The 19,145-nt window shown below is 69.3% G+C and carries 21 protein-coding genes; 14 read left to right on the top strand and 7 right to left on the bottom strand.

From position 1 onward, the window contains the following. Positions 1 to 129: 129 nt before the first annotated feature. Entirely contained in the window at positions 130 to 1,014 is an 885-nt protein-coding gene (locus tag GGQ61_RS21255) for a 2-hydroxyacid dehydrogenase (protein ID WP_183777067.1), read from the bottom strand. 65 nt (positions 1,015 to 1,079) lie between these two features. Here GGQ61_RS21255 and GGQ61_RS21250 point away from each other — a divergent pair, with 65 nt between their 5' ends. The 7 genes from GGQ61_RS21250 (at position 1,080) to GGQ61_RS21220 (ending at position 6,952) form a co-directional block, all read left to right on the top strand. Then, positions 1,080 to 2,321: a hydrolase gene (locus tag GGQ61_RS21250; protein WP_183777066.1), complete on the top strand. Its 1,242-nt coding sequence runs from the start codon at positions 1,080 to 1,082 to the stop codon at positions 2,319 to 2,321. A gap of 123 nt (positions 2,322 to 2,444) precedes the next feature. After that, positions 2,445 to 2,936, top strand: coding sequence for a hypothetical protein (locus GGQ61_RS21245; RefSeq protein WP_183777065.1), 492 nt, complete (start codon positions 2,445 to 2,447; stop codon positions 2,934 to 2,936). Positions 2,937 to 3,095: 159 nt separating this feature from the next. Further along, positions 3,096 to 4,412 (top strand): MFS transporter, encoded by a 1,317-nt coding sequence (locus GGQ61_RS21240; protein WP_183777064.1) that lies wholly within the window; start codon positions 3,096 to 3,098, stop codon positions 4,410 to 4,412. 120 nt (positions 4,413 to 4,532) lie between these two features. Then, positions 4,533 to 4,664, top strand: coding sequence for a helix-turn-helix domain-containing protein (locus tag GGQ61_RS21235; RefSeq protein WP_183777063.1), 132 nt, complete (start codon positions 4,533 to 4,535; stop codon positions 4,662 to 4,664). 131 nt (positions 4,665 to 4,795) lie between these two features. Beyond that, positions 4,796 to 5,455, top strand: a complete 660-nt coding sequence (locus GGQ61_RS21230; protein WP_183777062.1) for a peroxiredoxin — start codon at positions 4,796 to 4,798, stop codon at positions 5,453 to 5,455. 172 nt (positions 5,456 to 5,627) lie between these two features. Then, complete coding sequence (locus GGQ61_RS21225; RefSeq protein ID WP_183777061.1) at positions 5,628 to 6,002, top strand: VOC family protein; 375 nt, start codon at positions 5,628 to 5,630, stop codon at positions 6,000 to 6,002. A 155-nt stretch (positions 6,003 to 6,157) separates the two neighbouring features. Then, on the top strand, positions 6,158 to 6,952 hold the full coding sequence (locus GGQ61_RS21220) for a TSUP family transporter (protein WP_183777060.1): 795 nt from the start codon (positions 6,158 to 6,160) through the stop codon (positions 6,950 to 6,952). Here the strand turns inward: GGQ61_RS21220 and GGQ61_RS21215 are convergent. Then, complete coding sequence (locus GGQ61_RS21215; RefSeq protein ID WP_183777059.1) at positions 6,949 to 7,836, bottom strand: DMT family transporter; 888 nt, start codon at positions 7,834 to 7,836, stop codon at positions 6,949 to 6,951. The two genes, GGQ61_RS21220 and GGQ61_RS21215, sit on opposite strands and share 4 nt — an antisense overlap. Positions 7,837 to 7,947: 111 nt before the next feature. Between GGQ61_RS21215 and GGQ61_RS21210 the strand changes: the two genes are divergently transcribed. The 3 genes from GGQ61_RS21210 to GGQ61_RS21200 are packed head-to-tail and all read left to right on the top strand — an operon-like array spanning position 7,948 to position 9,083. Beyond that, positions 7,948 to 8,292: a DUF2200 domain-containing protein gene (locus GGQ61_RS21210; protein WP_183777058.1), complete on the top strand. Its 345-nt coding sequence runs from the start codon at positions 7,948 to 7,950 to the stop codon at positions 8,290 to 8,292. A 23-nt stretch (positions 8,293 to 8,315) separates the two neighbouring features. Further along, complete coding sequence (locus GGQ61_RS21205; RefSeq protein ID WP_183777057.1) at positions 8,316 to 8,939, top strand: hypothetical protein; 624 nt, start codon at positions 8,316 to 8,318, stop codon at positions 8,937 to 8,939. Next, positions 8,940 to 9,083: a hypothetical protein gene (locus GGQ61_RS21200; RefSeq protein WP_183777056.1), complete on the top strand. Its 144-nt coding sequence runs from the start codon at positions 8,940 to 8,942 to the stop codon at positions 9,081 to 9,083. It abuts the gene before it with no gap. Here the strand turns inward: GGQ61_RS21200 and GGQ61_RS21195 are convergent. The 3 genes from GGQ61_RS21195 to GGQ61_RS21185 form a co-directional block, all read right to left on the bottom strand. After that, the gene (locus GGQ61_RS21195; RefSeq protein WP_221221189.1) at positions 9,080 to 11,476 is read right to left on the bottom strand and encodes an ATP-binding protein; all 2,397 of its coding nucleotides are present in this window, start codon (positions 11,474 to 11,476) and stop codon (positions 9,080 to 9,082) included. The two genes, GGQ61_RS21200 and GGQ61_RS21195, sit on opposite strands and share 4 nt — an antisense overlap. A gap of 151 nt (positions 11,477 to 11,627) precedes the next feature. After that, positions 11,628 to 12,947 (bottom strand): tetratricopeptide repeat protein, encoded by a 1,320-nt coding sequence (locus GGQ61_RS21190; RefSeq protein ID WP_221221188.1) that lies wholly within the window; start codon positions 12,945 to 12,947, stop codon positions 11,628 to 11,630. Between the two features lie 11 nt (positions 12,948 to 12,958). Then, complete coding sequence (locus GGQ61_RS21185) at positions 12,959 to 13,444, bottom strand: Lrp/AsnC family transcriptional regulator (RefSeq protein WP_246371153.1); 486 nt, start codon at positions 13,442 to 13,444, stop codon at positions 12,959 to 12,961. A gap of 114 nt (positions 13,445 to 13,558) precedes the next feature. On the opposite strand from GGQ61_RS21185, the gene GGQ61_RS21180 reads away from it, so the two are divergent. Genes GGQ61_RS21180 through GGQ61_RS21170 form a run of 3 tightly spaced genes read left to right on the top strand, consistent with a single transcriptional unit; the run spans position 13,559 to position 17,239 of the window. Then, a complete protein-coding gene (locus GGQ61_RS21180; RefSeq protein ID WP_183777055.1) occupies positions 13,559 to 14,572 on the top strand; it encodes an arginine N-succinyltransferase in 1,014 nt (337 codons plus the stop codon). Beyond that, complete coding sequence (gene astD, locus GGQ61_RS21175; RefSeq protein WP_183777054.1) at positions 14,559 to 15,968, top strand: succinylglutamate-semialdehyde dehydrogenase; 1,410 nt, start codon at positions 14,559 to 14,561, stop codon at positions 15,966 to 15,968. The genes GGQ61_RS21180 and astD overlap by 14 nt, the downstream gene beginning before the upstream one ends. Continuing rightward, positions 15,965 to 17,239, top strand: a complete 1,275-nt coding sequence (locus GGQ61_RS21170) for an N-succinylarginine dihydrolase (protein WP_183777053.1) — start codon at positions 15,965 to 15,967, stop codon at positions 17,237 to 17,239. Before astD ends, GGQ61_RS21170 begins: the two co-directional genes overlap by 4 nt. A gap of 9 nt (positions 17,240 to 17,248) precedes the next feature. Here GGQ61_RS21170 and GGQ61_RS21165 read toward each other — a convergent pair whose 3' ends face one another. Next, positions 17,249 to 18,247: a YeiH family protein gene (locus GGQ61_RS21165; protein WP_343056257.1), complete on the bottom strand. Its 999-nt coding sequence runs from the start codon at positions 18,245 to 18,247 to the stop codon at positions 17,249 to 17,251. After that, positions 18,244 to 18,474: a DUF6356 family protein gene (locus GGQ61_RS21160; RefSeq protein WP_183777052.1), complete on the bottom strand. Its 231-nt coding sequence runs from the start codon at positions 18,472 to 18,474 to the stop codon at positions 18,244 to 18,246. Before GGQ61_RS21160 ends, GGQ61_RS21165 begins: the two co-directional genes overlap by 4 nt. Positions 18,475 to 18,590: 116 nt before the next feature. On the opposite strand from GGQ61_RS21160, the gene GGQ61_RS21155 reads away from it, so the two are divergent. After that, positions 18,591 to 19,055 carry an Lrp/AsnC family transcriptional regulator gene (locus tag GGQ61_RS21155; protein ID WP_343056256.1) on the top strand — a complete coding sequence of 155 codons (465 nt, stop codon included), beginning with the start codon at positions 18,591 to 18,593 and terminating at the stop codon, positions 19,053 to 19,055. Positions 19,056 to 19,145 lie beyond the last annotated feature (90 nt).

Genomic DNA, 19,145 nt, shown 5'->3' with positions numbered 1-19,145 from the left:
TCTTGGGGGAGGTGGATAGGCGCGCAGCGCCGAGACGGAGGGGGACGGCTCTCAAGCTGAAGAGCCAAAGTCCCCCTCAGTCGGCCGTGTGGCCGACAGCTCCCCCAGAGGGGAAGCATCTTGAATGGCTCAGTACCCCGCCTTGCGGTTGACGAGGCCTTCGACCTGTTGGCCCGCGCGGAAGCGGGCGATGTTGGCGGCGATGACGGCGCTGGCGCTGACTGGATCGGTGATCGCGGCGACGTGCGGGGTGACGGTGATCTGCGGGTGGGACCAGAACGGGTGCTTGCGCTCCAGGGGCTCGGCCTCGAAGACGTCGAGCACGGCGTGCGACAGCTGGCCGGCGTCGAGGGCGGCGATCAGGTCCTCCTCCACGACGTGGGCGCCGCGGGCCAGATTGACGATCGCCGCGCCGCGCTTCATGCGCGCGAAGGCCGGGGCGCTGAGGATGCCGCGGGTGTGGTCGGTCAGCGGCAGCAGGTTGACGATGATGTCGCTGGTGGCCAGCAGGGTGTCGAGGTCGCCGAGCCGGCGGCTCCAGCCGTAGGTCTGGAAGCCGATGGATTCCAGGAGGTTGGCGGCGGCGCCTGCGAGTTCGCCATAGCCGAGGAAGCCGATGCGGCGCTCGGCCGCCGACGGCTGCGGCAACTGGCGCCAGAGGCCTCGCCGCTGCTGGGCGGCGTAGGCCGGGACCTGACGGTGCAGGTAGAGGACGTGGGCGGCGGTCGCCTGAGCCATCTGGGCGGAGAGGCCGGGATCGATCAGCCGGGCGATCGGGACGCGGGGCAGGTCTGGATCGTCGAGCAGACTGTCGACGCCGGCCCAGGCCGACTGAATGAAGGCCAGGTTCGGCAGACTGGCCAGCACGCCGCGCCCGGGATTGGCGACGATGGCGATCTCGGTCTGCGGCGAGGGCTCGACACCTATCGTCTCGCCGGGCAAGGCGGCGCGCAGGGCCTCCAGCCAGCGGCTTTGGGCGTCGGGGGAGAGGCGATTCAGGAAGGTTACGGCCATGGGCTTCCAGTAACCTCCCGATGGGGCCTTGCGCGAGCCCGGTTTTGGGGGAGAGGCTCGCGCGTATGAAACTCACCGCGCAAGATTCATCCATGCTTGGCCGTCTGGCCAGCGAAGAAGACGACATTCTGGGCCGCGCCGTGGAATGGTGCGCCTTATCGTCAGGCAGTCGCAACCTGCCGGGACTGGAGGCGCAGCGCGCCGTGCTGGAAAGCGTGATGGCCCAGCTGCCCGGCGAGGTGGAGAACTTGCCGCTGGCCGACGGCCACGAGGTCGCCGCCGACGGCAGCCTGACCCTCCAGGGCCACCCCGACGCGCTGATGCTCACCGTGCGCCCGCAGGCCCCCGTGCAGGTGGTGCTGACCGGGCACTACGACACCGTCTATCCGGCCGGGACGCCGTTCACGACGGTCACGAAGCGGGCGGACGGCGCGCTGAACGGGCCGGGCCTGGCCGACATGAAGGGCGGGATCAGCGTCATGCTGGCGGCGCTGCGGGCGTTCGAAGCTCACCCGAGTTCGAAAGACCTGGGCTACAGAGTGTTGTTGTCGCCAGACGAGGAGATCGGCTCGCTGGCCTCGGGACCGGTGCTGGCGAGGCTGGCGGCAGGCGGTCATGTCGGGCTGACCTACGAACCGGCGATGGCCGGCGGAGCGCTCGCGGCGCAGCGCAAGGGCTCGGGCAACTTCCACGTCGTGGTGCGGGGCAGGGCGGCCCATGCCGGCCGCGACTTCGACAAGGGGCGCAACGCCATCGCCGCAGCCGCCGACCTGGCGGTGCGGCTGGCCGCGGCCAACGGCCAGCGCGAGGGCGTGACGCTGAATGTCGCGGGCATCGACGGCGGCGGGCCGCTGAACATGGTGCCGGACGTGGCTGTGGTGCGCTTCAACATCCGCCTGCCCGACGCCGAGGCCGCCGCCTGGGCGCTGGCCCATGTGCAGCGCGAAGTCGCCGCGACCGCGGCGGACGGCATCGCGGCGGAGCTGCACGGCGGCTTCACCCGTCCGGCCAAGCCGTTCACGCCAGCCCAGCAGCAGCTGTTCGGCGCGGTGAAGGACGCCGGCGCGCTGATCGGCCAGGAGATCACCTGGGCCCCCTCCGGCGGAGTGTGCGAGGGCAACAACCTGTTCGCCGCCGGCCTGCCGAATGTCGACACCCTGGGGGTGCGCGGCGGCGACATCCATTCGCACGACGAATACGCCTGGCCAGAGAGCTTCGTCGAACGCGCGCAGCTGTCGGCGGTCATTCTCGCCAAGCTAGCCACCGGCGAGATCCCGGCGGCGCAGATCAAGGCGGCGATGGGATAGGCTCGGCGTCCGAAGGACCGCTTTCGTCGCTCCGTCGACGCCCGGCGGCGTCCGTCGATGCGCGCGGGCGCCGGACGAGCGGTCGGGGCAACCTCAGCTGGAGCAATTCCAAGGAGGCCTTGCGTGAAACGTTACATCCTGGCGGTCGCCGCCGCCCTGGCTGCGGCCTCGACCGCGCACGCGGCGGTCGCCGCCGCGCCGCAGCCGATCAATCTGGGCGATCCGAAGTTGAAGCGCCCCGGCCAGCTGAAGTTCGATCCGGCGCTGGAGGCGCAGAAGGACGCTTTCAAGAAGTTCGGCGAGGTCTCGTGCAACGACTGTGAAGGCGGGGTCAGCTTCGACACCGCAGCCAAGAAGTTTCTCGACCTGCGCGACATGTGGGCCTTCGACAGCGCCCTGGGCGGGCTGGAGGTGGGCCAATCGCTGAACTGGCGCGGCCGCGGCTCGGTGGGGAAGATCACCGCGGTCAGCGCCGATCCGGTCGGGCCATTCGCCTGCAAGCAGCTGCGCTGGGAACTGACGCGCGGCAAGGAGACCAGGACGCGGGACGGCTTGGTCTGCCGTGGAAAATCGAATCCGGACGCCGACAACGAGCGTTGGCTCGAGGTGTTCTGAGGCCGGTCCAGGAGGTTCAGGCGGCCCGTTGGTCGATGTTTCGTCGGGGGACGGTGGAGCCTGGGCGCAGCGCGCTGCGTCGCCATTGAGCTTACCGCCGCCGGCTCCTAAGTCACAGGCGCCGCGGCGGAGTTCGCGGGCGTCGGCAGGGAGCGTGCGGTGATCCGGTTCTATCAGCTCCTGGCCAACAACCTGGTCGCCAACATCACCAATTTCACGGTGTGGTTCGCGCTGACCTTCTGGATCTACCTGGAGACCAAGTCGGTCTTCGCGACCGGCATGGTGGCGGGGATCTATCTGGTGCTGACGGCCAGCACCGGCATCTGGTTCGGCAGCCTGGTCGATCATCATCGCAAGCGCGTGGTGATGCTGGCCTCGAGCGCAGTGTCGTTCGGGCTCTACGCGCTGGCGTTCGCCGCCTATGGCCTGGCGCCGAAGGGCAGCCTGGCCGACCCCTATGGCGCGCCGGTGTGGATCCTGGTGTCGCTGGTCATGCTGGGGGTCATCGCCGGCAACATCCGCGGGATCGCGCTGCCGACCCTGGTGACGCTGATGATCCCGGAGGACCGGCGCGACAAGGCCAACGGGCTGGTCGGCATGGTTTCGGGCGTCGGCTTCCTGACCACCTCGGTGATCAGCGGCTTCCTGGTGGCCTGGGGCGGCATGGTCTCGACGCTGATCTTCGCGCTGGTGTTCACGGCGGGGGCGTTCGCGCACCTGCTGTTCGTGCGGCTGGACGAGGACGCGGCCGCGCCGGCGACGCCGCAGGAGCACCGGAAGGTCGACCTGGCCGGGACCATCCGCGTGATCGGAGCGGTGCCGGGGCTGTTCGCGCTGATCTTCTTCGCCACCTTCAACAACTTCCTCGGTGGGATTTTCATGGCGCTGATGGACGCCTATGGCCTGTCGCTGGTGAAGGTGCAGACCTGGGGGCTGCTCTGGGGGCTGCTGTCGACGGCGTTCATCATCAGCGGCCTGCTGATCGCGCGCACCGGACTTGGGCGCAGCCCGCTGCGCACGCTGCTGCTGGTCAATTTGATCAGCTGGGCGGTGTGCTGCGTCTTCACGCTGCAGCCCTCGATCACGCTGCTGATCGCCGGCTGTTTCGTCTGGATGTTCCTGGGGCCCTACGCCGAGGCCGCCGAGCAGACGACCCTGCAGAAGGTGGTGCCGTTTGAGCGGCAGGGACGGGTGTTCGGCTTCGCCCAGTCGGTGGAGCAGGCGGCCTCGCCCCTGACCGCGTTCCTGATCGGGCCGCTCACCCAGTTCATCTTCATTCCGCTGATGACCACCGGGGCCGGGGCCGACGCTATCGGCGACTGGTTCGGGCGCGGGGAGGATCGGGGGATCGCGCTGGTCTTCACCCTGGCCGGGGTGGCGGGCGTGGTCGTGACGCTGATCGCGTTCAATTCCGGATACTACCGCCAGCTGACGCGGGCCTATGCCGCGGGCGAGGAACAGCCGGCCGCCGCCTAGGGCCGATGCGTCGCGCGGGCAGCGCATCAAGAAGTGGTGTTCGGGCCCTGGCGCCCGCGCCGACAGTGGGGGAAGATCAGGTCCCAGCCGTAGTAGGCCACCAAGCGGTAGGCGGCGGCGATGATCGGCGTCTCGCGCCAGACCATCAACAAGGAGCTGAAGGGGCTGGAGCGGGCCGGGATGCTGCAACTGGCCTATGGGCGGATCGTGGCGCGAGACGCTCAACAGCTGCGCACAGCGGGCGAGGCCTGAGCCCTCGCCCGGTTTCATGCCGGAATTGCATAGTCGCCGGCCGTCGGTCTTGACGCGCGGCCGGCATTGGCAGGGCATGTCGCGTCGCAGGAGCCCCGAGCCGCCTCGGGCTCAACGAAAAGGAACGGGCGATGTCACTTCGTATCAATGGCGAGGCGCCGAACTTCACGGCCGAGACCACCGAGGGGAAGATCAACTTCCACGACTGGATCGGCGACAGCTGGGCGATCCTGTTCTCGCACCCCAAGGACTTCACGCCGGTCTGCACGACCGAGCTGGGCTACATGGCCAAGCTGAAACCGGAGTTCGACAAGCGCAACACCAAGGTCATCGGCCTGTCGGTCGATCCGGTCGACAACCACGCCCGCTGGGCGCAGGACATCGCCGAGACGCAAGGGGCCGCGCCGAACTATCCGATGATCGGCGACACCGACCTGACGGTCTCGAAGCTCTACAACATGCTGCCCGAGGAGACGGACGGGGGATCGGACGGGCGCACGGCCGCCGACAACGCCACGGTGCGCACGGTGTTCATCATCGGTCCCGACAAGAAGATCAAACTGATGTTGGCCTATCCGATGACCACGGGCCGCAACTTCGACGAGATCCTGCGGGTGCTGGATTCGATCCAGCTGACCGCCAAGCATCGAGTCGCGACTCCCGTGAACTGGAAGCAGGGTGAGAAGGTGATCATCGCCGGATCGGTGTCGGACGACGAGGCCAAGACCATCTATCCCGACGGCTGGGACGCTCCGCGCCCCTACCTGCGGATTGTGCCGCAGCCGCACTAGCCGGCGGCCTTTTCCTCCGGCGGGCGGTGGCGCCCGAGCACGATCCTGGATGGATCGTGCTCGATCCTTTGTCGGAGCAATTTCTACGCCGAACCGGCCTCCACTTCGGCCGAAAATGCTCTAGCGTCCCGCCGCCGGCTTCGAGCCGGAATCGAAAAGGGGAGAACGCCAGATGTTTTCGCACGTGATGGTCGGCACCAACGACCTCAACCGCGCCAAGGGCTTCTATGACTCGCTGCTGGGGACGCTGGGCGTGTCGCCCGGCTTCGTCGACGGCCACCGGGTATTCTACATGACCCCGACGGGAGTGTTCGCGGTGTCGCTGCCCATCGACGGCGAGGCGGCCACCATCGGCAACGGCAGCACCATTGGCTTCAACTGCGCCAGCGCCGAACAGGCCGACGCCTGGCACGCGGCGGGCGTCGCCGCCGGCGGCACGAGCATCGAGGAGCCGCCGGGCGTGCGCTCGGGCAGCACGGGCAAGATGTACCTGGCCTATCTGCGCGACCCGGACGGCAACAAGCTCTGCGCCCTGCACCGGATGTAGGCCTCCAGATCCTTTCCCGCGGGCGAGGTGGATCGGAGCATCGTGACGGAGGGGGACCGGCTCTCATGAAGAGTCAAAGTCCCCCTCAGTCGGCCAGGCGCCCTGGTCCTGACGCACCGACGGTCCTATAGCAGCGGCCTCCTGGAGGGGCCGTATTGTTTGCTGAGTTGGGGCCGCAGGCCGTGGCGCTGTTGTGCGTCGCGGCGCTGGCGGCGGGGTTTGTCGATGCGATCGCCGGCGGCGGCGGGCTGATCACCGTGCCGGCGTTGCTGGCGGCGGGGGTGGATCCAGTTTCGGCCATCGCCACCAACAAGGTGCAGGGGAGCGTCGGCACCGCCTCGGCGACCTGGACCTTCTGGCGGGCGGGCCGCATCGATTTGCAGGCCATCAAGCTGGCGCTAGTCATGGCGCTGGTCGGGGCGGTCGCAGGCGCCCTGGCGGTGATGGTGGTCGACACCCGCTGGCTGATGCTGCTGCTGCCGATCATGCTGGTGGCGATCGCGCTCTACTTCCTGCTCGGGCCGAAGATCGGCGAGCAGGACCAGCACGCGCGTCTGAGCGCGTTGGGCTATGGCCTCGTCGCTGGCGGGATCGGCTTCTACGACGGCTTCTTCGGTCCTGGCGCGGGGTCGTTCTACACCCTCAGCCTGGTGACTCTGCTGGGCATGGGGCTGGTGCGGGCGACGGCGCACACCAAGGTGCTTAACCTGACCAGCAATCTGGTTTCGGTGGTGGTGTTGGGGCTTGGCGGCCACGTGTTGTGGGCGCTGGGCGGAGCGATGGCGGTCGGCCAGTTCGTAGGCGGGCGGCTGGGCTCGCGCGCGGCGATGCGCTGGGGGCCGCGGCTGATCCGGCCGCTGCTTGTGGTGATCTCGCTGGCCATGACCGCCAAGCTGCTGGCCGATCCCGCCAATCCGCTGCGCGAGATGATCGCCCGGGCGCTGTACTAGGCCGGCGTCGGGGCCGGGGTGTCGATGACCGGCGTGGAGCGCTCGCCGAGCACGACAGCCAGGCTGCCGGCGATGATCAGCAGGCCGCCGGCGGCGAGCGCCAGGGACAGTTGGTCGCCGAACAGCGCCACGCCGATGCCGGCGCCCATCAGCGGTTCGATATTGATGAACACGCCGGCGCTGGCGGCGCCGACCCGCGCAGAGCCGAACTGCCACGCCGCGGTGGCGACCAGGGTCGAGAGCACGCCCTGGCCGACGATGCCCGCCCAGGCCGCGATGCTGAGGTCGAGCCTGGGTGGGCCGTGCATGACGAGCGCGATCGGCAGGATGGTCAGGGCCGCTATGACCACGGTGACCGCCGGGATCGCCATCGGGCTGGCGGTCTGGGGCGCGCGACGCAGGACCAGCAGCCAGGCCAGGAAGATCAAAAGCGCGATCAGCGACAGGGCGACGCCGAACGGCGAGGAGCCGGCATCCGGCTTGCCGGCGATCAGCGCCGCGCCGAGGGTGGCGGCGGCGACCCCGGCCCAGGAGGCGCGGCTGACCTTTTCGCCGAGCAGCCGGGCCGAAACGGCGATCAGGGCCGGCATGGCGCCGACCAGCAGGGCGGCGAGGGTGACGCTGACATGGGCCAGGCCCTCGAACTGGACCATGAAGGCCACGCCGTAGAGCGCCCCCGCCCCCAGCACCGGCGGCGAGCGGAACAGCGCCCGGGTCTGGGCGTCTCGGAAGGCGAACGGCGCGGCGGCCAGGGCGGCGACCGCGAAGCGCAGCAGCACCATGTGGGCGGCGTCGATCTCGCGCAGGGCGAGCTTGCCAAGGGGGAAACCCAGCCCCCAGAATGCGCCCGCGGCGAAAAGAGCAATAAAGGCGAGGCGCTTCATGCGGCGCTTCGTGCCCTATTCGCAGGGAGAAGGCGAGAGGTCTTGCCCGGGCGCGACAACCGTGTCCGAGACCCGCTAGGTTGGAGGCTCTCCCAGACGGCAAGAGCGCGCATGACCAAGCACAAGATCTTCGCGATGAGTGTCGCGAGCGTCTATCCGGCCTATGTCGCCAAGGCCGAGCGGAAGGGGCGCAGCAAGGCCGAGGTCGACGAGATCATCGCCTGGCTGACCGGACATGACGCCGGCGCGCTGGACGAGCCGATGAAGGCCAGTTTCGAGGACTTCTTCGCCCAGGCGCCGGCGATGAACCCGGCGCGCTCGCTGATCACCGGGGTGGTCTGCGGCGTGCGGGTGGAGAACATCGAAGAGCCGACCATGCGTGAGATCCGCTACCTCGATAAGCTGATCGACGAACTCGCCAAGGGCAAGGCGATGGCGAAGATCCTAAGGGCGTAGCGACGCGCTCGGGGGCGGCGGACATGAATGAGGCCGACGAGCTGATCGAACTTTGCGTGCGCGCGCTGGTCGCGCAGATGATCGCCGCGCCGGGCGTCGAGTTGCACGTGACGCGCACGTGCGTGCTGGGCCTGACCGACGAGCCTCTGGCCGACTTCAACCGGTTGATCCTGGGCGCGGAAGCCGGCGCCGAGGAATTTCTCATCCGCGCGACTGCGCGGGCGAAGGAGAGAGGCCGGCCTCTCGTGGCGACGATGAGCCCTGGCGTCGCCGAGGCGCTGGGGCCGGTTGCGGCGCGGCTGGGCTTCGCCAAGGTCGGGTCTTCGCCGCTCATGATGCTCGACCCGGATGTTCCGGTTCGACCGGGGCGCTCATTGAAAATCGTCCGTGTGCTGGATGCGCAAGAGGTCGCCGTCGCCGGCGATCTGATCGCCGCCGCTTTCGAAGAGACGCGCGAGGTTATCGCCAGATACATCGAGGTGGGCATGACCCCGACCTCGGGCGTCGAAACCTATGTCGGTTATGGCGAGGACGGCGCCATGTGTACGGTCTCGATGACGCCGACGGGCGACACGGGTGCGATCTCGCTGATGGCGACGCCGCCCGAGCACCAGCGCAAGGGCCTGGGCCAGGCGCTGCTGAGCTAGGTGATCGACGACTATCGGCGGCGCGGTATGCGGCGCTTCCACCTGGGCGCCACCGAGGCGGGACGCGCGCTCTATGAGGGCCTGGGGTTCCGGACGGTCGCCGAGGCGCCGGTCTGGTTGCTCGCGGCCGAGGGCCAAGCCTAAACCGATTTGGCCGGAGGCAGGACGACCTGGCGGAGCATCCGCGCAAGCTCCTCGATCGAGTAAGGCTTGTGCAGCAGGGGAAAGCCGTGGTGGGCGTCCGTGGCCAGCACATGACTGTAGCCGCTGGTGAGCACGATCGGCGTCCCGGGCCATCGGGTCTGAATCTCACGAGCGAGCTCCACGCCGCCAAGACCCGGCATCACAACGTCGCTGAACACGATATCGAAGCCGCTGTCCTTCTCCAGCCGGTCCAGGGCGTCCGCGGCGTTCGCGGCCCATTCGGTGCGGTAGCCCAGATCCAACAGCAATTGGCTAGCGAACTCGCCGATGGCGGCGTTGTCCTCGACTACCAGGACGCGGCCCTTTCGGTCGGGCTGCGTCGGTTCAGGCGGCGGCGCGAGCGGTGTGAGTGGTGTGAGTGGTTCTCGCGATCGGGGCATGAAGAGCGTGAAGGTCGAACCCTCGCCAGGGCGGCTGCGGACCGCCACGTCGCCTCCCGACTGCTTGGCGAAACCATAAACCTGGCTCAGCCCGAGGCCGGTCCCCCGGCCGACCTCCTTGGTCGTGAAGAACGGCTCGAAAATCTTGGCGAGATCGCCGCTGGCGATGCCTGATCCCTGGTCGATGACCGAGATCGTCACAAACTCGCCGGGACTGGCGACGTGCCCGCGCAACGCTGGGATGGTTTCGGCGGTGTCGATGCGGATCGCCAGCGCGCCCGAGCCGTCCATGGCGTCGCGGGCGTTGACGCAGAGATTGATCAAGGCCGTCTCGAATTGGGCGACGTCCGCCTCGACGACGCAATCGTCGCAATCGACCATGATCTCCAGGCGCACGCGCGCGCCCAGCACCGAGCGTAGCATGTCGGTGAGGACGTCGACCTTGGCCGCGACGTCGAAACGTTCGGGCTTCAGCGCCTGGCGCCGCGAAAAGGCGAGCAATTGGGCAGTCAGCTTGGCCGCGCGGTCCGCCGTGTCCGAGATTGCGTCCAGATAGCGCCTCCGACGCTCGGGCTCCAGCTCGCGCTTGCGCAGCAGGTCGGCCGAGGAGCGGATCACCGTCAACATGTTGTTGAAGTCGTGGGCGACGCCGCCCGTGAGCTGGCCGATAGCTTCCATTTTCTGGGCGTGGCGAAGAGCTTCTTCGGCCTGGCTGAGCTGTTGGGCCTGTTGCTTTTCCTCGGTGACGTCGCGGCCGTAGCCGTAGATGAGGCCGTCTTCGCCGGCGGTGTTCCATGAGATCCAGCGCCATTCACCGTCCGTGGTGCGGCAGCGGTTTTCGAAGCCCGTCAGTTGCTCGCCGCCCAGCACGCGGACGTGCGCCGCGTAGGTGGCTTCAATCTCATCCTCTGCGATGAAGGCCGACATGGGGCGGCCCACCACCTCCTCGACCGGATGGCCGAGTATCCGCGTCCAAGCTGGACTGACCGATCGGAACCGACCTTCGCCATCGACCACCACCATGAGGTCGCGGGCGTTGGTCCAGATGCGGTCTGATCGCCGGCGCTCGGCCTCCACGCTGCTCGCCTGGGCGAAAGCGCCGCCGGCGCGGTCAGCGATGAGATTGGCCAGGTCGAGCAGGCCGACGTCGCCGCGCCGATGCGGGTTCAGTCCCAAAATCAGCGTAGCGGCCGGCGCGCCGTGGGGACCGGGAATCGGCAGGATCAGGGCGCGCGTGGGAGGGATGGACCAGGCGCCTGTCGGGTATTCGACCTGCGGATCGAGCGGGAAGTCCTGGCAACCGTCGGCGGCCTCGTCCAACGGCCAGGGCAGGTTCAGCAGGCTGCGCCCTGGGTCAGTCGCCGAACAGCCGACCCAGCCGCCCAGCGGATCCTGCACATAGGCGAGCGTAAACGGGAAATCTTCGGTGTTGGCCGCGAGGGCGTCGCACACCCCCTGAATCACCGCCTCCTGGGACGGCGCCTCAATCAGGCCCTCGCTCAGTCGCCGAAGCGTCTCCAGACGACGCTCGCTGATGACGTGCTCGGTCTCCTCGGTGACGATACACATCAGCCCGCGGATCGTCTCGCCGTCGCGCAAGGGGCTGTAGGAGAACGTGTGGTAGGTCTCCTCCGGGTAACTGTTGCGCTCAAGAAGCAGCCGGAGCGCCTTGTTCCAGGTGGCCTTGCCCTCGATCATGACCGAGCGGACCTGGTGCTCCACGTCCGCGTAGACCTCACGCCAGACTTCGCGGAACGGCTGGCCCAGCGAGGCGGGGTGCTTGCCCCCGAGTGTCGGGATGTAGGCGTCGTTGTAGAAGAAGCAGAGGTCTTCGCCCCAGCCGAGCCACATCTCGAAGCGAGAGGTTAACATCATGGCCAGCGGGGTGGTGAGGCCCTGGGGCCACTCTTCGGGCGGACCGAGGGGCGTGGCCGACCAATCGGTCTCCCGCATGCGCCTCGCCATCGCGCTGTCGCCCGGAAAGGTCCGCATTGCGACGCTGCGATCACTCAAGCTCCACCTCCCCGGTCAAGTCAGGCCAGGAACGCACCGGCGCGCGGAAAGCTCCGTTGCCGCTGAGGTTGTCAGGGCGGGCGCCTGAGGTCTAGAGGGCGGCCAGCCAGGCGGCGTCGCGTGGGGAGGGGCGGCGGTGCAGGCGGCGTTCCAGCAGGTCTTGGGCCTTGGCGGTCTGGCCGGCGCGTATCAGCGCCACGAGCAGGGTGTCCTCGATCACCTCGCGCTGGGCGCCGCTGCCGCCGATCCGCACGACCGCGTCGGCCACGGGTTCGAGCGTGCGGACGCAGGCGTCATAGTCGGCATCCGCGAAGGCGCGGGCGGCGCGGCCGATGGCCGGGACCACTGCAGCGAGGGCGACGCCGCCCTGGCCAGACTCCAGGGCGGCGATGCGGCGGTCGAGCGCCTTGCGGCTGTCGGTCGCCGCCTCGATCAGCGCCAGATGGGTGTCGACAAAGGCATGCCCGGGCCGGGGATAGGCCTCGCGCGCGTAGCTGGCGATCTGCTCCCAGCCGGCCTGGGGGGCGCCGTGGCCATAGAGGTCCAGGCGCCAGAGGAACGAGGCGCCGTCGCTGACGATGTTGATCGGCAGGCCTCGGGAGACGCCGGGGCGGACTTCCGTTTCGTAGATGCCGAGCGCGGTCGCCGCGTCGCCGCGTTCCAGGGCGACGAGCGCCGCGTGCCAGGCGAGATGCCCGTGCAGGACGCCGGCGCGGTCGTAGGAGGGCAGCCAGCCGGTGATCAGGGCCTCGGCGTCCTCGCCGGCGCCGCCCTCGAACATGGCGTGCGCCAGGGCGTGGACGGTGTTGGCGTTGGCGCGGTGCAATTCGAAGGCGCGTTCGATCATCGCGCGGCCGCGGGCGACCTCGCCGTTCTCCGCCAGCGCCCAGCCCTGGCTGGTCAGAAACCACCAATCATCGGCGGCGAAGTGATCGGCGTGGCGCGCGCAGAGGTCGACGCGGGCCTGATCGTGATCGGCCATGCCCGAGAACGCGAAGAGGCCGAATGCGCCGAGCGGCATGGACAGGACGAGGACGTCGCGCGGCCAGCGCTCGGCGTGGGCGAGGGCCGCGCTCAGCGCTTCGGTCGAGCGGCCGGAAAACGCGAGGTGCAGGACTTCGATGTGGCTCTGCTCTCGCTCGGACCCGTTTCGCGCGGCGAGACTGCGGGCTGCGGCGACCCGTTCGTGCGCCTGCCGCGGCTGGGCGCTCAGCGCGTGGACACGGGCGCGGGCGGCGTGGGCCAATGCGAAGTCCGGGTCGGTCGCGATCGCCAGGTCGAGCTCGGCGTCCCCGCCGGGCCACGCGGCCAGGATCAGCCGCACGGCGTTCCGATAGTGTTCCGCGGCCTGGGCGGAGGCGGTCGACAGCGGCAGGTCGTGGGTGTCGAAGTGCATGGGCGGGAAGGCCATAGGGTTTGCGTTCAGCGCTTACCCGCGCTCACTGGGGCGCCGGTGAACGGCTTGGCGTCCTTCATCAGGATGTGGGAGGCGATCTTGTCGACGCCTAGGCCTTCCTGCAGCAGGCGGTCGGCCAGTTCGCCCCAGGCGCGGACGTCGGGGCAAACGACCTTGATCAGGTAGTCGAAGGGGCCGGAGACCTGGGCGGCCTCGACCACTTCTGGAATCTCGGAGAGCACGGCCTCGAAGTGCAGCAGGTCGGCGGGGCGGTGGCTTTTGAGCGTGACCTCGCCGTAGACGGTGACGGTCGGACGGATGCGCTCGATGTCCAGGCGCGCGTGGTAGCCCAGGATCAGCTTCTCAGCCTCGAGGCGGCGTACGCGGGCCAGGCAGGCGCTGGGCGAGAGGGCGACCTTGTCGGCCAGAGCCTGGTTGGTGATGCGGCCGTCGGCCTGCAGATTCGCCAGGATCTTGAGGTCGATCCGGTCGAGCGAAGGATATCCGTCCAAAGCCTGTTCCCGCCGCAGCATCTGCGGGGCAAGACCTGGTCTTCCGCCGCCCATTTCGAGAAATCCCTAGCACAATAAGCCTCTAAGGCTTCGATGATTTCTGCGGAGGATGCCATGTTCAATCCCGGCGTCGTGATCCGCCCGGCCGCCCTTACCGACCTTGAGTCCCTGCACGCCCTGGCGCTGAGCGCCGGGCTCGGCATGACTAATCTGCCGCCTTGCCGCGAGCGTTTGCTGGGCTTGCTCAACGCCAGCGCCGATGCGCTGGCTGGAAACCGCAAGGCCGGCAGCCAGATCCTGCTGGTCATGGAAGCGGGCGGCGAGGTGGTGGGCACGGGCTGCATATTCCCGAGCGTGGGCGGCGATTGGCCGTTCTACTCGTACCGCATCGGCCGCCTGCGCCAGACCTCTCAGGCGCTGGGCAAGGTGGTGGAAAACACCATCCTGACGCCCGTGAACGACTATGATGGGTCGGCCGAGGTCGGCGGACTGTTCGTGCGGCCCGGCCTGCGCGGGCTGGCCGGCGGGCGGCTGATGGCGCGCTCGCGCTACCTGTTCATGGCTGAGCATCGCGATTGGTTCGGCGACCGGGTGGTGTCCGAGCTGCGCGGCTATCAGGACGCCGACGGCCGCTCGCCGTTCTGGGAAGCGGTGGGCCGCAAGTTCTACGGCCTGGAGTTCAAGGAGGCCGACCGGATCAGCGTCGGCGCCGGCAAGCAGGTCATCGCCGACCTGGGGCCGAAGTATCCGCTGTACCTGAACCTGCTGCCGACCGACGCGGCGCTGTCGGTGGGCCAGTTCCACCCGGATGGCGCGCGGGCGCATGCGCTGCTGACCGAGGAAGGATTCAAGTTCGAAGGCTGCATCGACATCTTCGACGCCGGCCCGACCATGGTCGCCGACATCGACACCCTGAAGGCGGTCCGCGACAGCCGGGTCGGGGCGATCAGCGAGATCGCGCCCTGCGAGGACGGGGTCGAGGTGCTGGCCTGCGCCGGCGCGGTAGAGGCCTTCCGGGCATCGCGCGGGCGAGTTGTGGCGGCGGCTGAAGGACTGCGGATCAGTCCCGAGCTGGCGGCCGTTCTGAACGTGCAAGCAGGAGACCTCATCCGCCATGTCGAATTCTGAGATCGTCTCCACCGACCCCTGCACCGGCGAGGTGGTCTGGCGCGGCCCGGCCGCCGATCCGGCGGCGCTGGACGGCGTGATGGCGCGGGCGCGGACGGGTTTCGAAGCCTGGTCGCGCCGGCCGCTTGAGGAGCGCCATGCGGTGGCGCGGGCGTTCGCCGAGCTGGCCAAGGCGCGGCGAGAGGAGATCGCGCGGCTGCTCAGCCAGGAGACCGGCAAGCCGTTCTGGGAAACCCTGACCGAGGCTGACACCGTCGCCGGCAAGGTCGAGGTCTCCATCCGCGCCCAGGCCGAGCGGGCGGGCGAGCGGAGCAGCGAGGTCGCCGGCGGGCAGGCGCGGCTGGCGCACCGGCCGCACGGCGTGCTGGCGGTGATCGGGCCGTTCAATTTTCCGATGCATCTGCCCAACGGCCACATCGCTCCGGCGCTGATCGCCGGCAATGCGGTGGTGTTCAAGCCGAGTGAGAAGACGCCGGCCAGCGGCCTGCTGCTGGCCCATCTGTGGCGCGAGGCCGGCGTGCCGGACGAGGTGCTGCAGGTGGTGATCGGGGCCGCGGAGGCCGCCAAGGCGCTGGTCGTCCACGAGGGGATCGACGGGGTGCTGTTCACCGGCGGCGTCGCGGCGGGGCGGGCGATCCACATCGCCCTGGCCGACCAGCCGCAGAAGATCGTCGCGCTGGAGCTGGGCGGCAACAATCCGCTGGTGGTCTGGGACGTAGCCGATGCGGAGAGCGCGGCGCACCTGATCGTACAGTCGGCCTATGTCTCGGCCGGGCAGCGCTGTTCCTGCGCGCGCCGGCTGATCGTGCCGCAGGGCGCGGCGGGCGAGCGGGTGGTCGAGGCGCTGGGCGCCCTGATCGATCGCATCGTGGTCGGGGCGCCGTTCGATGAGCCGCAACCGTTCATGGGTCCGGTGATCGACATGGCCAGCGCCCAGCACCTGCTGGACGCGCAGGCGCAGCTGGGCGGCAGGGCGATCCGCAAGCTGCGGCGCATCGAGGACAGCAAGCCGTTCCTGACCCCGGGCCTTGTCGACGTGACCGGCGTAGCGGCGCCCGACGTCGAGAACTTCGGACCTTTGCTTCAGGTCATCCGCGCGGCCGACTGGGAAAGCGCGATCGCGGCGGCGAACGCCACGCGGTTCGGACTCGCGGCCGGACTGCTGAGCGACGACGAGGCGCGGTATCGCGACTTCTGGAGCCGGGCGCGGGCCGGGATCGTCAATTGGAATCGGCCGACGACGGGGGCGGCGGCGACCGCGCCGTTCGGCGGCCCGGGGCTGTCGGGCAATCATCGTCCCAGCGCCTACTATGCAGCCGACTACTGCGCCTATCCGGTCGCGAGCATGGAGGCGGGCAGGGCGGACTTCCGCATCGTCACGGGGCTCGCCCCGTGATCGAGGTCAATTTCGACGGACTGCCCGGGCCGACCCACAACTATGCGGGCTTGTCGGTCGGCAACGTCGCCAGCCAGGCGAATTTCGGCGAGGTCTCCTATCCGCGCGCGGCGGCCCTGCAGGGGCTGGCCAAGATGCGCACGGCGATGGAGCTGGGTCTGACCCAGGGGTTCCTGCCGCCGCCGCTGCGGCCGGCGGCGCAGGCGTTGCGCAGGTTCGGGTTCGCCGGCTCGGACGACGAGGTGCTGGCGGCGGCGGCCGAGCAGGACCTGGCGCTGTTTCGGGCCGCGTGCTCGGCCTCGAGCATGTGGCGAGCCAATGCGGCGACCGTGCTGGCGGCGCCCGATACGGCCGACGGGCGCGTGCACCTGGTGACCGCCAACCTGGCCGGGATGCTGCACCGGAGCTTCGAGGCCGACGAGACCTTTGCGCTGCTGAAGCGGGTGTTCGCCAGCGAGGACAGTTTTGCGGTGCACGGGCCGTTGCCCAGCGCGCGGCATTTCGGCGACGAGGGCGCGGCCAACCACATGCGGCTGGCCGCCAGCCACGGCGCGGCGGGTCTCAACGTCTTCGTCCATGGCGAGGCGAGCCGGGGCGGGGCGTTTCCCGAGCGCCAGAGCCAGCGCGCGAGCCAGGCGGTGGCGCGGCTGAGCGGGTTGGCCGGCGAGCGGACCTTCTACGTCTTGCAGAACGAGGGGGCGGTGCAGGCCGGCGCCTTTCACAACGATGTGGTGGCGGTCGCCAACGCCAATGTGCTCTTGGCCCATCCGCAGGCGTTCGCCGATCCAGCCCGGCTGTACCGCGAGCTAAGGGCGCGGTTGCCGAACCTGCACGTGGTCGAGACCTTCGGGGTCAGCCTGGAGGACGCGGTGTCGTCCTATCTATTCAATTCGCAGCTGGTCAGCCTGCCCGGCGGCGGCATGGCGCTGATCCTGCCGTCGGACGCGCAGGAGAACGCGGCGGCCTGGGCGGCGGTCGAGGCGGTGCTGGCCGGCGACAATCCGATCGAGCGGGCGGTGGTGGTCGACGTGCGCGAGAGCATGCGCAACGGCGGCGGGCCGGCCTGCCTGCGCCTGCGGGTCCCGGTCGACGGGCCTGGCCTGGCCGGGATCGACCCCCGCTTCATCCTGGACGAGGCGCGCTGGACAAGCCTGGCCAAGGTGGTCGTTTCGCACTGGCCCGAGAAGATCACGCCGGACGACCTGACGAAGCCTGAGCTTTGGGCCCAGGCGCGCGAGGCGCATGCGGCGCTGGAGGCGGCGATCGGGTAGGCAAACATGTCATCCCACCAGCGTCAGACTGGTTGCGGCGGCGAGCAGGGCGATGACGCCGGTGGCGGCGACGAGCGTCCAGGCGAGCTTCGGCTCGATGCGCAGGAGGTCGCGCGGGGCGACCTGGGCGCTGATGGCGGCGACGCCGCCGAGCAGCAGCAATTGCGAGGCGAGCGCCAGGGCCGGCAGCAGCGCGGCGGGGATTAGGCCGAAGCTGCGCGCGGCCATCAGCGCGGCGAAGGCCCAGACGAACAGCGGCGGCAGCGGGAAGCGGCGGGCGCGGGCCTGCATGCCCATCGACAGGCCGACGGCGACGATCACCGGGCCCAGCCAGAGGATTCGCGAGAGCTTGGAGAGGGCGGCCGAGGCCTCGGCGCCCGGAGAGACCGATTGGCCGGCGGCGACCACTTGGGCGACGTCGTGGATCGAGAGGCCGAGGAAGACGCCGGTCTGGCGCTCGCTGAAGCCGAAATGTCGCGCGATCAGCGGGTAGGCGACCATGGCGATGGTCGAGAGCAGATTGACCCCGACCACCACCAGGGCGGTGGTGCGGCGGCTGGAGTCGCTGTCGGGCAGGGCGCTGGCGGCGGCCATGGCGGCCGAGGCGCCGCAGATCGAGACGGCGCTGGCGGCGATCAGCGCCTCGACCAGCGGCAGGCCGGCGAGCAGGCCGATGCCTGTCCCCGCTCCGAGGCTGGCCATGACCACGCCGCCGCTGGCCAGTGCGACAGGCAGGCCGAGGGCGGCGAGCTCGGCGAAGGCTATCTGGGCGCCCAGCAGGGCGACGCCGATCTTCAGGCCCGGCTTGGCCCACCAGCAGAGCGCCGGCCCCAGGGCGGCCGACCAGCCGGCGAGGCCCAGGCCCATGCCGGCGACCGCGGCGATGACCGGGGCCGGGAAGCCGGTGGCGCGGCCGAGCATCAGGGCGCAGAGCGCGATCAGGCCGAGCGCCAGGCCGCCGACCAGAGGATGGCGCGCATGTCCCGCGGTGAGCGGGAGGTGGGTCACGCCTGCAGGGCCTTGTGGGCGTCCGGGCGGCCGCGGGCGGCCATCTGGGCGTGCAGGCGCTGGACGCAGAGGCTGGCGGTCTTTTCGAACCAGAAGGGGAAGATCGCGTGCACCAGGCAGGCGGCGCCGGCGGTGATCATGGTCACGCCGAAACCCGAGGCCTGGGCCAGGTGCTCGCCATAGCTCTCGCCGACGGAACTCGGATGGCGGTTGAACGCGTCCAACATGAAACTCTCCCACGCTATCGGCCGAAGGATGGCCGCAGGCGGCGAGAAAGGCGTTGTTCAAGTGGTCGCCATTTGGTCAGATTGGAGAATTCTGTTCCTGCATGGGGGTGAATGTCGTGGGTAGTGTTCTCCTGGATGCGACGGATCGGCGAATCCTGCGTGAGCTGCAGGCTGACGCGACGATCCCGGTGGCCGAGCTGGCCGAGCGGGTGGGGCTGTCGCAGACGCCGTGCTGGAAGCGGGTCAAGCGGCTGACCGACGAGGGCGTCATCGACCGCAAGGTGGCGCTGCTCAATCGCGAGAAGCTGGACCTGGGGCTGGTGGTGTTCGTGTCGCTGAAGACCAACCGCCACGATGAGGAGTGGCTGGCCCAGTTCGCCAAGGGGGCGTCGGCCCTGCCTGAGGTGGTGGAGATCTACCGACTGGCCGGGGAGACGGACTACCTGCTGAAGGTCGTGGTGTCGGACATCGCCGCCTATGACCGGTTCTACAAGCGCCTGATCGCCGCGGCGCCGCTGAACGACGTGAGTTCGGCCTTCGCAATGGAGCAGATCAAGTTCACGACGGCGCTGCCGGTTTAGGGGAGAGCATCTTCTTCAGGTGTCATCCCGGTTTGCGGAGCAAGACCGGGACCCATTCGCGCCGTGTCGGTCAGGCCGGTGCGGGGCTGT

The sequence above is a fragment of the Phenylobacterium haematophilum genome, assembly GCF_014196295.1.
Lineage (GTDB): Bacteria > Pseudomonadota > Alphaproteobacteria > Caulobacterales > Caulobacteraceae > Phenylobacterium > Phenylobacterium haematophilum.
This window is presented reverse-complemented; position numbering and strand designations above follow the sequence as displayed.

What these genes read in the sequence shown, in the direction of transcription:
- GGQ61_RS21210 (WP_183777058.1), top strand. Translation starts at nt 7,948, where the DNA reads ATGACCAAGCACAAGATCTTCGCGATGAGTGTCGCGAGCGTCTATCCG.
- GGQ61_RS21205 (WP_183777057.1), top strand. Translation starts at nt 8,316, where the DNA reads ATGAATGAGGCCGACGAGCTGATCGAACTTTGCGTGCGCGCGCTGGTC.
- GGQ61_RS21230 (WP_183777062.1), top strand. Translation starts at nt 4,796, where the DNA reads ATGTCACTTCGTATCAATGGCGAGGCGCCGAACTTCACGGCCGAGACC.
- GGQ61_RS21215 (WP_183777059.1), bottom strand. Translation starts at nt 7,836, where the DNA reads ATGAAGCGCCTCGCCTTTATTGCTCTTTTCGCCGCGGGCGCATTCTGG.
- GGQ61_RS21255 (WP_183777067.1), bottom strand. Translation starts at nt 1,014, where the DNA reads ATGGCCGTAACCTTCCTGAATCGCCTCTCCCCCGACGCCCAAAGCCGC.
- GGQ61_RS21225 (WP_183777061.1), top strand. Translation starts at nt 5,628, where the DNA reads ATGTTTTCGCACGTGATGGTCGGCACCAACGACCTCAACCGCGCCAAG.
- GGQ61_RS21160 (WP_183777052.1), bottom strand. Translation starts at nt 18,474, where the DNA reads ATGTTGGACGCGTTCAACCGCCATCCGAGTTCCGTCGGCGAGAGCTAT.
- GGQ61_RS21195 (WP_221221189.1), bottom strand. Translation starts at nt 11,476, where the DNA reads ATGCGGGAGACCGATTGGTCGGCCACGCCCCTCGGTCCGCCCGAAGAG.
- GGQ61_RS21250 (WP_183777066.1), top strand. Translation starts at nt 1,080, where the DNA reads ATGAAACTCACCGCGCAAGATTCATCCATGCTTGGCCGTCTGGCCAGC.
- GGQ61_RS21180 (WP_183777055.1), top strand. Translation starts at nt 13,559, where the DNA reads ATGTTCAATCCCGGCGTCGTGATCCGCCCGGCCGCCCTTACCGACCTT.
- GGQ61_RS21235 (WP_183777063.1), top strand. Translation starts at nt 4,533, where the DNA reads ATGATCGGCGTCTCGCGCCAGACCATCAACAAGGAGCTGAAGGGGCTG.
- GGQ61_RS21190 (WP_221221188.1), bottom strand. Translation starts at nt 12,947, where the DNA reads ATGGCCTTCCCGCCCATGCACTTCGACACCCACGACCTGCCGCTGTCG.
- astD (WP_183777054.1), top strand. Translation starts at nt 14,559, where the DNA reads ATGTCGAATTCTGAGATCGTCTCCACCGACCCCTGCACCGGCGAGGTG.